Origin of the sequence: Acinetobacter sp. YH12254 (assembly GCF_013417415.1) — a bacterium.
Taxonomy (GTDB): Bacteria; Pseudomonadota; Gammaproteobacteria; order Pseudomonadales; family Moraxellaceae; genus Acinetobacter; species Acinetobacter pseudolwoffii.
On record NZ_VPEB01000021.1, the window covers coordinates 1 to 12,062 of the forward strand.

At 43.0% G+C, this 12,062-nt stretch carries 11 protein-coding genes; 3 read left to right on the top strand and 8 right to left on the bottom strand.

What is annotated here, in order from left to right:
• Window positions 1–787: 787 nt before the first annotated feature.
• Window positions 788–1,075, bottom strand: a complete 288-nt coding sequence (locus tag FTV29_RS13475; RefSeq protein ID WP_180072807.1) for a hypothetical protein — start codon at window positions 1,073–1,075, stop codon at window positions 788–790.
• A gap of 519 nt (window positions 1,076–1,594) precedes the next feature.
• The gene (tyrS, locus tag FTV29_RS13480; RefSeq protein WP_180072812.1) at window positions 1,595–2,827 is read right to left on the bottom strand and encodes a tyrosine--tRNA ligase; all 1,233 of its coding nucleotides are present in this window, start codon (window positions 2,825–2,827) and stop codon (window positions 1,595–1,597) included.
• Window positions 2,828–2,890: 63 nt separating this feature from the next.
• On the opposite strand from tyrS, the gene FTV29_RS13485 reads away from it, so the two are divergent.
• Window positions 2,891–4,018 carry an anhydro-N-acetylmuramic acid kinase gene (locus FTV29_RS13485; RefSeq protein WP_180072805.1) on the top strand — a complete coding sequence of 376 codons (1,128 nt, stop codon included), beginning with the start codon at window positions 2,891–2,893 and terminating at the stop codon, window positions 4,016–4,018.
• Window positions 4,019–4,078: 60 nt separating this feature from the next.
• Here the strand turns inward: FTV29_RS13485 and FTV29_RS13490 are convergent, their stop codons facing one another.
• The 4 genes from FTV29_RS13490 to FTV29_RS13505 all read right to left on the bottom strand — a co-directional run bounded on the left by FTV29_RS13490 (window position 4,079) and on the right by FTV29_RS13505 (window position 8,201).
• Window positions 4,079–5,374, bottom strand: coding sequence for a lytic murein transglycosylase (locus FTV29_RS13490; RefSeq protein ID WP_218945111.1), 1,296 nt, complete (start codon window positions 5,372–5,374; stop codon window positions 4,079–4,081).
• Window positions 5,375–5,998: 624 nt separating this feature from the next.
• Entirely contained in the window at window positions 5,999–7,120 is a 1,122-nt protein-coding gene (locus FTV29_RS13495) for a 5-(carboxyamino)imidazole ribonucleotide synthase (RefSeq protein WP_005173460.1), read from the bottom strand.
• A 27-nt stretch (window positions 7,121–7,147) separates the two neighbouring features.
• Window positions 7,148–7,660, bottom strand: coding sequence for a 5-(carboxyamino)imidazole ribonucleotide mutase (gene purE, locus FTV29_RS13500; RefSeq protein ID WP_005173464.1), 513 nt, complete (start codon window positions 7,658–7,660; stop codon window positions 7,148–7,150).
• Window positions 7,661–7,859: 199 nt separating this feature from the next.
• Window positions 7,860–8,201: a DMT family protein gene (locus FTV29_RS13505; RefSeq protein WP_005173466.1), complete on the bottom strand. Its 342-nt coding sequence runs from the start codon at window positions 8,199–8,201 to the stop codon at window positions 7,860–7,862.
• Between the two features lie 242 nt (window positions 8,202–8,443).
• Between FTV29_RS13505 and mpl the strand changes: the two genes are divergently transcribed.
• On the top strand, window positions 8,444–9,808 hold the full coding sequence (mpl, locus tag FTV29_RS13510; protein WP_005173468.1) for a UDP-N-acetylmuramate:L-alanyl-gamma-D-glutamyl-meso-diaminopimelate ligase: 1,365 nt from the start codon (window positions 8,444–8,446) through the stop codon (window positions 9,806–9,808).
• 308 nt (window positions 9,809–10,116) lie between these two features.
• Window positions 10,117–11,199: a zinc-dependent alcohol dehydrogenase family protein gene (locus tag FTV29_RS13515; protein ID WP_100329855.1), complete on the top strand. Its 1,083-nt coding sequence runs from the start codon at window positions 10,117–10,119 to the stop codon at window positions 11,197–11,199.
• 141 nt (window positions 11,200–11,340) lie between these two features.
• Here FTV29_RS13515 and FTV29_RS13520 read toward each other — a convergent pair whose 3' ends face one another.
• Both FTV29_RS13520 and FTV29_RS13525 read right to left on the bottom strand, forming a co-directional pair.
• Window positions 11,341–11,631: a GNAT family N-acetyltransferase gene (locus FTV29_RS13520; RefSeq protein ID WP_100329856.1), complete on the bottom strand. Its 291-nt coding sequence runs from the start codon at window positions 11,629–11,631 to the stop codon at window positions 11,341–11,343.
• Window positions 11,632–11,655: 24 nt separating this feature from the next.
• On the bottom strand, window positions 11,656–11,940 hold the full coding sequence (locus FTV29_RS13525; protein WP_005173474.1) for a GNAT family N-acetyltransferase: 285 nt from the start codon (window positions 11,938–11,940) through the stop codon (window positions 11,656–11,658).
• Between the last annotated feature and the right edge of the window lie 122 nt (window positions 11,941–12,062).

The following is a 12,062-nucleotide window of genomic DNA, read 5'->3' on the forward strand; positions in this document are numbered from 1 at the left end:
CCTGCCGCCAGCGTTCAATCTGAGCCATGATCAAACTCTTCAGTTTAAAATCAGTAGTGCCTAAAGGACACCAATCTTGGCTCATCAATTTTCTGACAAATATTTCTCAAATAAACTTCGAGTCATTCTTACCATCAATCAATGAAAATAATTTCGATCGATCAACCAGTAAAAATCCACACAAGTTGTTCTTCATAAGCTCTTAATGATCTTTCCAACACCTCGTCAGTGCCAGAAGCTGGACTTCGATATACTTAACAACTCAGCAATCTGCTTCGTTCGTTTCCGTCTATCTCGTCGGTATGGGTGCATTCTAGAGGATTTCAGAATCATTGCAACCCCCAATTCACTATATTTTTCACGTATGTCTTTTTTTTCTACAAAAAATCCTAAAAAATCGCTTTTTTATCTAATTTTTAAGCGTTTTTATGCAAAAAATACACTAAACACATCATTTTATTTTTATAAGCCAAAATTTAATTAGACTTAAAAGCGATCAAAATAATAGTTAGAGTAGTGATTTTTTACTTTTTATCTTTAAATAATGCTTTTATCTGGTTCAACCCCCAGAAACAAAACCAAATCATGACATATTAGCGAAACCAACGATTCTTTCCTTTTGGCTTGGTAGTTCATTCGCACTTTTTCAGTGAAACTTCTTATAAAAGCGTATAGGTATCTTAGGCTATAGAGCAGTATTCAATGATTTTGGTGTTTGGCTATAAGGCCGCACAAGCTTGCTTATCTATATAGAGATAGAACATATCAGCAGGTTAATTCTATTCAGTTACTTTTCCTGCTTGCGCTGCCCAAGCCAGTATTGCATGACTTCTATAATTATGTCTTTTTTGCCCTGATAGTCTTCAGCAACAAAGAATAGTTTTGCACGTCGCGGTAAACGCTCTTCAATCAGGGAAAATAGATAGTAATTCGCAGCCAGATCAAGCTGCATAAATAAGTTATAGACAGGGATATAACGTTGCTGTTTTTGTTCGGCAGACTGATATTCAAATAAGAAACTTAAAATACAATCAATGTCTTCATCAAAAATATCTTCTGTTGGATAGCGATACATCGAATCATCTCTGCTTTCTTTTTATATTGTGCTGTCTTTTGCGAACCAATATAGTCAGCCACCCTTTAGCTAGCAAAACAACACTTAATTAGAGGATGAATTCTAGGTGGAATGTCCTCCAAGAAAATAATACCTGCGGTTTTAAAGGTTCAGAATGAAATCGCTACAAATAAAAAAGGAAGAGATCTCTCCCAAAATCTCCTCCTTAGAATTGAATCTTTACCCGATCCATTATGTCATTATTATAGTTATTCACTTTAAAGCTTAAAAAAGAGTCTCTTGGGGAAGAGACCTTATAAATTGTGGAGTTGTCTTATTATCACCCTCTAGATGCTTTGAACCAATTCTCTAGATGAATAAATCCTATAGATAATAAACCCGAAAAGCAAGCAATTTGGGAAAATTTAACTCTTGTTTTTATAGGGTTTTTTTTGAAGTTGCTTATTTGCTTTATGAATATAGGACATCAATAAAAAAGCAGACCGAAGCCTGCTTTTATTTCAATAACTTATCAATTTTTTAATCGGTGAAAGTAACTTTCGCAATCGCTTTTTTGCTGGCCTGAACGATCAAGGTCAGATTTTCCTTGACCGAATAAGAACTATCTACAGTGTGCCAATCCACTTTCACCGCGCCACGACCTAAAGCATCTTTGGCTTGGGCCGCATTCTTCGTCAAACCCGCTTCACGCAAAATTGAAGTAATAAAGATCTCACCACCAAATTCCGACAATGAAATAGTCACTTCAGGTGTACCTTCGGGTAATTCACCTTCAGTAATAATATTGCCTGCACCTTTATGTGCATTTTCAGCAGCTTCTTGACCGTGGAAACGCTCAACCAATTCAAGTGCAAGAATTTTCTTCACTTCTTGTGGGTTACGACCATCTTCGATTTCTTTTAGCAGAACATTAATTTCTTCAATTGATTTAAAGCTCAAAAGCTCGAAATAACGCTCAATCAATGAGTCCGGCATGGAAAGGACTTTTTGGTACATTGCACCTGGTGCATCAAACACACCAATATAATTACCCAAAGACTTAGACATTTTATTCACGCCATCTAAACCTTCAAGAATCGGTACAGTAATACATACCTGTGCTTCTTGATCATAACGACCTTGCAGCGTACGCCCCATCAACAAGTTGAAAGTTTGGTCTGTACCACCCATTTCAACATCTGCTTCAAGTGCAACTGAGTCATAACCTTGAACCAATGGATACAAGAATTCGTGAATCGCAATCGGCTGTTGATTATTATAACGTTTTGTAAAATCATCACGTTCCAACATACGTGCTACAGTTTGCTGTGAAGCCAATTGAATCAAATCAGCTGCTGTTTTTTGCGCAAACCATTCAGAGTTGAATACAACTTTGGTTTTGTTTGGATCAAGAATTTTAAAGACTTGTTCTTGATAGGTTTTTGCATTTGCTAATACTTGTTCACGCGACAACGGTGGACGTGTTGCACTTTTACCTGTTGGGTCACCAATCATTGCGGTGTAATCACCAATCAAGAAGTAAACTTCATGACCTAAGTCTTGGAAAACTTTTAATTTATTAATTAAAACCGTATGACCTAAGTGCAAATCAGGTGCTGTAGGGTCAAAACCCGCTTTAATTTTTAATGGGCGATTCAGCTTTAATTTCTTCAGAAGATCTTCTTCAGAAATAATTTCGTGGGTGCCTCGTTGGATGAGGGCAAGTTGTTCTTCAGCCGGCAGGAAATTTGACATCACAAAATCCAAATAGATCAGTTATACAATTTGTGCGATATACTAACACTTTTTCAGCACATTGCAGGCTTAAGAATCATCATGACAGCGATCTATATTGGGGTAATGACCGGCACAAGCATGGATGGTGTCGACATTGTTGCTGCTTCTTTTGATCCCTTACAGCTTCATGCCACCCTAACCCTTCCATTCGATCCCGACCTTCGTGATGAACTCATGGCACTGACTTTGCCTGATGACAATGAAATTGATCGCATGGGTAAAGCAGATGTTGCACTTGCCGAAATGATTGGTCATGGCATTAATGCACTGATTGAAAAAAACAACTTAGATAAGACGCAGATTAAAGCGATTGGCTCACATGGGCAAACCATTCGCCATCGCCCTGAACACAACTTTACCTTACAAATTGGCGACCCCAATATTATTACTGAAATCACAAAAATTCCTGTGATTTCAGATTTCCGTCGTCGCGACTTAGCCGCTGGTGGTCAAGGTGCACCTTTAGTGCCAGCATTCCACCAAGATATTTTCCAACACGAATCGATTCATCGGGTCATTCTTAATTTAGGTGGGATTGCCAACGTTAGTCTCCTACCCGCAGGCAAACCTGAAGATGTCTACGGCTTCGATACAGGTCCTGCCAACATTTTGATGGATGCTTGGTGTGAACGCTACACAGGGCAACCTTATGATGAAAATGGTAATTGGGCAGCCTATGGCACACCAATTCGCAGCCTACTAGACCGCCTGCAAGAACATGAGTTCTTTTCAAAAGAACCACCAAAAAGCACAGGGCGTGAGGACTTCAATTTAGAATGGCTTGATGAACAAATTGCGGATTGGCGTAGCAGCCTCGAATATGATGAACTCGAAGACGTTCCCGAAAATGTTCAAGCAACCTTAATGAAACTCACCACACGTGCCATTAAAAAAGCCATTTATCGCTCCGAAATGCCAACTGGAGAAGTCTATGTTTGCGGCGGTGGTGCGTATAACTCACATTTACTCGAGCAACTACGCTGGCGGCTACGTAAACATGAGTGGAGTGTACAAACCACAGCAGATTTAGGCTTGAGCCCAACCTGGGTGGAAGCAACTGCATTTGCGTGGCTCGCAATGCGTTTTATGAACCAATTAAGTGGCAACCTACCAACAGTGACAGGTGCTAAAGGTTATCGTGTTTTAGGAACCATTACAGCTGTTTAAATATTAAAAACACAGTCCAAACATGAAAAAAGGTCTGCAATTACAGACCTTTTTCTTATTCTATTTCATGATTTTTTGGGCATTTTCAGCTCGTAATGCAGCAAGAATTTGCTGACCTGCTCGCCCAGTCGGATTCAAACCCAAACGAATTTGCTCCTGACGAATCGCTTGGCGAGATTTATCACCAATCAAGCCATCCACAACACCAATGTCATAACCTTTATTCAGTAAAAATTGCTGAATCTCGCGACGTTCTGAACGCGAAGTACCCGCGTCATCGGTTGGCCAAGATGTGCTGAAGCTCCCTTTACCCTGTAAACGATCAGATAAATGCGCAATCGCCAAGGCATAACTTTCTGCTGCATTATAGCTATAAATGGCATCAAAGTTTCTAAAGACCAGGAACACCGGGCCATTCGGGCCGGCAGGCGCAAGCAAGCCAGCTTGAGAAGACGCTGATAAATTCCCTTGAATTAAAGGGGAACCATCGGCACGCACTACACCACGGCTAATCCAGCTATTCAGTGATTTTTTATTGCGACGGCCTTCATTTGAGATTGACATGCCTTGCGGGATTTTTACTTCAAAACCCCAAGGCTGTCCGGTCTGCCAACCACGCTTGCTTAAAAAGTTGGCGGTTGATGCCAAAGCATCCGGAATACTCGAAACCAGATCACGGCGGCCATCGCCATCAAAATCGACCGCAAGCTCATCATAGGTCGATGGCATAAACTGGGTATGACCAAAAGCTCCAGCCCATGAACCTTTCAGCTGATCCTCTCGTACATCACCGCGCTGTAACAGTTTCATCGTGGTAAAAAACTCACCACGGAAATAACTCTGGCGTCGCCCTTCACAGCTCAATGTTCCCAGAGCCTGCAATAAAGGATAGCGACCGGAAATATCACCAAAATTACTTTCTACACCCCATACCGCGACAATCGTTTCTGCAGGCACGCCATAGGCTGCGGAAACACGATTTAAGACTTCGCGATGTTGCTGTAATTTTTGCCGGCCGAGCTGAACCCGCTCTTCATCGACCAAACCAGACAAATAGTCCCAAATCGGGGTAGAAAATTCCGGTTGATAATTTAAACGTTCAATTACGGAATAATCAGGCGTTAAATTTTGCGTATAACGGTCATAGCTGCCTGCACTAACACCTTTTGCTACAGCCTGACTACGTAAATTCGCCAAACAGTTTTGAAAATTATTCTGGGCAGGGAAATTTGACGGGCTGCTGGCCGCTGAAGGCAAAGTAGTCGTGTCGACACGCTGACCATTAATAATCAGCTCGGCATTTGCCTGAGAAACAGCCAAGAATAAAGAACCAACCACAAGCGCAAAACGTTGCATAAGACCCTTGAATATTTAGATTTTGAATTATGTTCCTAACATAGCAGCTCAATCTAAAAATTAAAGCTCAAATAGGTAAATTTAAATTCATAATTTCTGCACTTTTGAATTCATTTTGTAGTTTTAAATTTAAATAACTTATCCACAACTTGTTTTTAAATTCAAAAGCAGCGGCGCTGTTTGAATTTAAATTTAAAATCCAGGAAACAACCTTTAAATTCAAAACCTTCTTTGTGGATAACTTAACATAAACAGGATTAATCAGATATTTATCAAGGTTTTATTTTGTGAATTAAAAACAGGGTGGCTTGGTTTATTTTTAAATTTAAACTTTGAATTCAAAGTAGCGGTTTGAATTTAAATTCATATTTTGAATTCATTTAAACTTTAAATTCAAAGACTGTTTTAAATTTAATATTTTAAATTCAAAGTATTTCTCTGTGGTCTGTGAATCTTCATTTAGACTCTTTTATGTATACGCAATTGTTTATTTTACAATCAATTGAAAAATATCATGATCCGATAAATGGCAGGCATTTTCGAAGAGGCGCAATCATGCCTGAATCTGGAGAAATAAAAAAGCGACCACCGAAGTGATCGCTTTTTTTATCAGCAAGATAGCGCTTAAATGGTCATATCTTCGCTCAATGCCAGTGGATTCGGTAAAATCTTCGCCAGTTGACGGCATAAAGTCGTCAGCTGAGTACTGTCGGTTGGCATCAGGGTAATGTGACCAATCTTACGACCTTCACGCTCTGACTTGTTATACAGATGCAAATGCGCACCTTCTAAAGCCAGAACATCTGCAGATTTTGGATGCTGTCCGATGATATTCACCAGTACGCTTGGACGAATCACTTCCGTTGAACCCAGTGGCAGACCGGCCACCGCACGAATATGGTTTTCGAACTGTGAGCAGACTGCACCTTCAATCGACCAGTGCCCTGAGTTATGCACACGTGGTGCCATCTCGTTTGCATATAAGCCTTTGTCTGTCACAAACAGCTCAAGGGTCAAGACGCCCACATAGTTCAGATGATTGAGTAAGCGAGTGATGTAGTCCTGTGCGACCGGCTGCAAGTCTGCACTGTTCGGTGCAGGCACAATCGAGTGCGACAGAATGCCATTGTGATGATGATTTTCAGCCAGGGGCCAGGTTTTTACATCACCATTTTGACCACGTACCGCAATGATCGACACTTCACGTGAGAAGGTCACAAAGCTTTCTGCAATCAGTTCACCGGCAGGGCCAAGTTCCGCCCAAGCCTGCTCAATTTGATCAGCACTCCGCAGGACAAATTGACCCTTACCATCGTAACCACCGCGAGAGGTTTTTAATACGATTGGTAAGCCCAGTTCAGCCACAGCAGCCTGTAAACCTTCAAGTGCAGTCACTGCTTTATACGGCGCAACAGGAATGTCGAGCGTATCAAACAGGGCTTTTTCAGACAGACGATGCTGTGCAATTGCCAAGGCTTGGCGTGGTGGATGCAGGTCTTTATTTTTCACCAGCACATCCACATCTGCAAGCGGGGTATTTTCAAATTCCAGACTGAATACATCAGCACTGTCAATAAAATCCTGTAGACCATTTTCGGCCTTGCTGGAAATCACTTGACCGAGTGTCGCAGAAGGGCAATCCGTACTTGCTTCAAAGAAAGTACATTGAATATTCAATGGCAATGCCGCTTGCGCCATCATGCGCCCGAGCTGACCGCCGCCAAAAATACCGATGGTTTTATCCATGATGTCTGTCCCGTATGAAGCTTGGCTTTAGTTTTGACCAGGAATGTTATTGCTTGCCACTTTGTCTGTTTGTGCTGCACGGAAATCTGCAACATTTTTCGCGATGTCAGGGCGGGTCAGACCTAAAATCTGCGCTGCCATAATCGCGGCATTGGTTGCACCGGCAGGGCCAATTGCAAGCGTACCCACCGCAATACCAGCTGGCATTTGTACGATTGAAAGCAATGAATCAACACCGTTTAAAATCGATGATTTGACTGGCACACCCAACACCGGAAGATCGGTCTTTGCCGCACACATACCCGGCAAATGCGCAGCACCACCAGCACCGGCAATAATTACCTGAATGCCACGATCACGGGCCTGTTCAGCATATTCAAACAAACGGTCAGGAGTACGGTGTGCAGAAACAACTTCAGCTTCAAATGGGACACCAAGCTGCTTCAGCATGTTGGCAGTATGTTCGAGAGTTGCCCAATCTGATTGAGAACCCATGATAATTCCTACTAGAGGAGCATCTTGTGCAGCAGCCGCATTCATTGCAAATTTTCCAGAGATTAAAGTAACAAAAAATAAATCTCGACGAGAGAGCCAAGCTTTAATAGGAGTTGCCTATTATAGACTGATTTTTCGGCTTCATAAAATTTAACGGTCAAAGCAAGGTTCGATTTTTCTTATTTTTTTGGCAGAATATTAAAAACTGGAATAAAAATAGGCCTGTAGTCTGCAAAGCTTTCGATCAGGAAGTTCTGAAGACAAAATACACACATCCGCACAGACACAAGGCTGCCCAGAGATAATCCAGTTTAAAGGGCTGCTTAAACATGAAAATCATAAAAGGCACAAAGACCAGCAAGGTCACCACTTCCTGAGTGATTTTCATTTGCCCCACGGCCAGTCCCTGCTGTGCCAGTAATCGGGTGGCCGGAATCATCAGGCTATATTCAAACAGGGCAATCATCCAGCTGAATAAAATTGCCTGCCACAACGGCGCATCATGCGGTAAAAATTTTAAATGCCCATACCATGCCAAGGTCATAAAGCAATTGGCAATCACCAGAAGAAATAAAGCCGGTAACATCGGCATGTACTCTGCAAAAAGATCGGGTTTATTCTACGATTTATTTTGCAAAAAGATATTCTCTAAATTTGAAATTTTCTCTGAATTTATCCGTGAAACAGGATTTAAAAATTCCCGCAGCAATGCTTGAACTTTGACTATCTTTTCCGTGTAAGCCTTGCTATCGTTGCTTGCAAATTGAATAAATCATGATAACCGCACCAATATAAGGTGATGGGTCAGACAGGAACGGAGTGAAGTAGATGCATCTGCATATTTTGGGTATTTGTGGCACTTTTATGGGATCGCTGGCGCTCCTTGCACGCGATCTGGGCCACAAGGTGACAGGTTCAGATTTGAACGTCTATCCACCGATGTCGACCCAACTTGAAAATGCAGGCATCAGCTTGATGCAGGGTTATGAGCGTAGTCACTTGCAGCCACATCCGGACCTGATCATTGTCGGCAATGCCATGAAGCGTGGTATTGATGCAGTAGAATATATGCTGAATGAAGGCTTGCCTTATATTTCAGGCCCACAGTTCCTGGCAGATCATGTTCTGCAAGGCAAACATGTATTGGGGGTTGCGGGTACACATGGCAAAACCACCACCACAACCATGCTGGCCTGGGTGCTGGATCAAGCCGGTTTAGAGCCAGGCTTCCTGATTGGTGGTGTGCCACTGGGTTTTAGTGAGAGTGCACGTCTCGGTGGCGGCAAATATTTCTGTGTCGAGGCGGATGAATACGATTCGGCTTTCTTCGACAAGCGTTCCAAGTTTGTGCATTACCATCCAAAAACGGCGATTTTAAATAACCTTGAATTTGACCATGCTGATATCTTTGATGATCTGGCTGCAATTCAAAAACAGTTCCATCATTTAGTTCGTACTATTCCAAGCGAAGGCCGAATCATTGCGCCGATTACCGAAAGCAATATCGATGAAGTACTAGAGCAGGGTTGCTGGACACCGGTGGTGCGCACCAGTCTGGATGCCAATGAAAAATCTGAACTGTATGCCGAACAGTTATCGACAGATGGTTCTCACTTTAAAGTCTTGCAACACGGTGTGGTGAAAGGTGAAGTGCAGTGGAGCATGACCGGACAGCATTCGGTGGCCAATGCGCTCGCGACGATTGCCGCTGCCGAGCATGTCGGCGTCTCCATTGAAACCGCCTGTGAAGCTTTATCTAATTTCGGTGGGGTAAAACGCCGTATGGAACTATTAGGCACAGTCCGTGGTATTGAGGTTTATGATGATTTCGCCCATCATCCCACAGCGATTGATACGACCTTGGAGGGCGCGCGCAAACGACTGGGTGAACGCAAACTCTGGGCAATTATTGAACCACGCTCCAATACCATGCGTATGGGCAGTCATAAAGAGGGTCTGGCTCATTCAGCACGTCTGGCCGATGCAGTAATCTGGTATCAACCGGAAGGACTGGACTGGGATCTGCAACCGATAATTAATGCTGCGCCAAATAAAGCCAAAATTGCACGCACACTGGATGACATCATTCAGACCGTGGTAGCAGAGGCAGGTGAGGGCGATGCCGTAGTGATTATGTCAAATGGCGGTTTTGGTGGTTTACATCAGAAATTGATCAGTGCTTTAAACGCATAAAATAGATGCGTGGATAAGTATGTGAAAAAAGAAGCCCGCGATGCGGGCTTCTCTTTTTCAGGGCAGTTGTTTTAGCAATCAAGAGAGAATGGCTGTTTTGACCTTTGCATTGCATGATGTCAAATTGGCCTAAAATGCCGATCACTCATCAGCCATTACGCATGATGTTTTGTTGCAATCTGAACGCGAGATAGATTGCAGCAGCACATCACTCAAGGCACAATCGAGAAGAACACAGGTATTTATAGACCTGACAGCCAGATCAGAATCAGGTCATTCTCATTCCTCACTCCTTCAGGAGATGTGTCATGACAACAATGAAAGCCATGGTCTATTACGGCAAAAACGACATCCGGTTTGAAGACCGTCCCATTCCCACTATTTTGCATCCCAGCGATGCGGTTATCAAACTCACTAAAGTCACTATTTGTGGTACAGACCTCGGGATCTGGAAAGGTAAAAACCCGGAAATTGAACAGCAAGCCACACGCAAACAGGGCAGTTTTAATGGCCGTATTTTAGGTCATGAAGGCATTGGTATTGTAGAAGAAGTCGGTTCTGCCGTTCAAAACTTCAAAAAAGGCGACCGGGTGATTATTTCCTGTGTCAGCCGCTGTGGAACCTGTGAAAACTGTCAGAAACAGCTGTATGCACATTGTCGCAATGAAGGCGGCTGGATCATGGGCTATATGATTGATGGTACTCATGCCGAATATGTACGCACGCCGTTTGCGGATACTTCTCTTTATCATTTACCTGAAGGGTTAAATGAAGATGTCGCTGTGTTCCTGTCGGATATCTTGCCGACATCACATGAAATTGGTGTGCAATATGGCGATGTCAAACCCGGAGATAATGTGGTGATTGTCGGTGCCGGCCCGATCGGCATGAGCTGCCTGCTGACCGCTCAATTCTATTCACCGGCCAACATCATCATGGTCGATGTCGATGACAACCGACTCGAGTTCGCCAAAACAGTGGGAGCGACGCATAGCATTAACTCCGCGAAAGAAGATGCCATACAACGTGTGCTGGAGCTGACGGATGGGCGAGGGGTCGATTGTGCCATTGAAGCGGTTGGTCTGGAGGCGACCTGGAATATCTGCCAGCATGTAGTCAAAGAGGGTGGACATATTGCCAATGTCGGCGTACATGGCAAATCAGTTAATTTTGAACTGAATAAACTCTGGATTAAAAACCTGACCATCACCACCGGACTGGTCAATGCCAATACCACTGCTATGCTGCTCAAAACCTGCTGTTCCGGTAAATTACCGCTGGAAAAACTGGCGACCCATCACTTTAAATTTAATGAATTTGAAAAAGCTTATGATGTGTTCAAGCATGCAGCCGATGAAAAGGCCTTGAAAGTGATGATCGAACTCAATTAATGCGGGAAAGTAAAAAGTCCGCTTGGCGGACTTTTTTTATTTGTAGCTGGAGTGAAAAATAGGGCATATCACCGCACTACTTATCAGCTTGTATTGAAAGCTCATTAGGCCGTTTTGCTCTTGGCAAATCGATCTAAATGATTAAGTAGAAGAGGCCGCGACATCAGATAAACTTTGGTCACGCTTAAACATCACATCCACATAGGAACATTGCGGAATGATGGTTAAACTTTTTTCACGGGCAAAATCGACCAGCACATCCAGCATTTTTCGGGCAACGCCCTGACCACGCAAGGAATGATCGACCCAGGTATGATCTGCAATAATCACCGAGGCTTCCCGCCATTGATAGGTAATCTCGGCCAGACGTCGACCTTGATCTTCCATAAAAAATACACCACCGCGTTTTGAATCTTGATATTGAATCTGCATAGATCTCCACCTTTATTTTCATTTTTAACTGCTTAACACATCGCTGAAATTAGGATCACGCTCAAATACCGATTGAGCAAAAGGGCATTCCGGAATAATCTTGACCCCTTGCTCACGGGCAAACTTGACCGCTGCTTCGACCAGATAATGTCCGACATGCTGTCCACGCAAACTGTCATCGACCCAGGTATGTTCAATCACCAGTCGATCCTCATCTTTCCAGAAATAGCTCATTTCGGCCAGACGCTTTTCATTTGGCTCGACAAACCATTGACCTTGACTGCCTTGTTGCTGATGCTCAATCAACATCCTCTAAACTCCGTATTTTTAATCCAGACTGACATATTTTTCAGTCGCATATTGTTCGATTTCTTTAAACGATTGTGAATCTGTGCTCTTTCCTGATATCACCGTGCAATGAACAGGTTTAA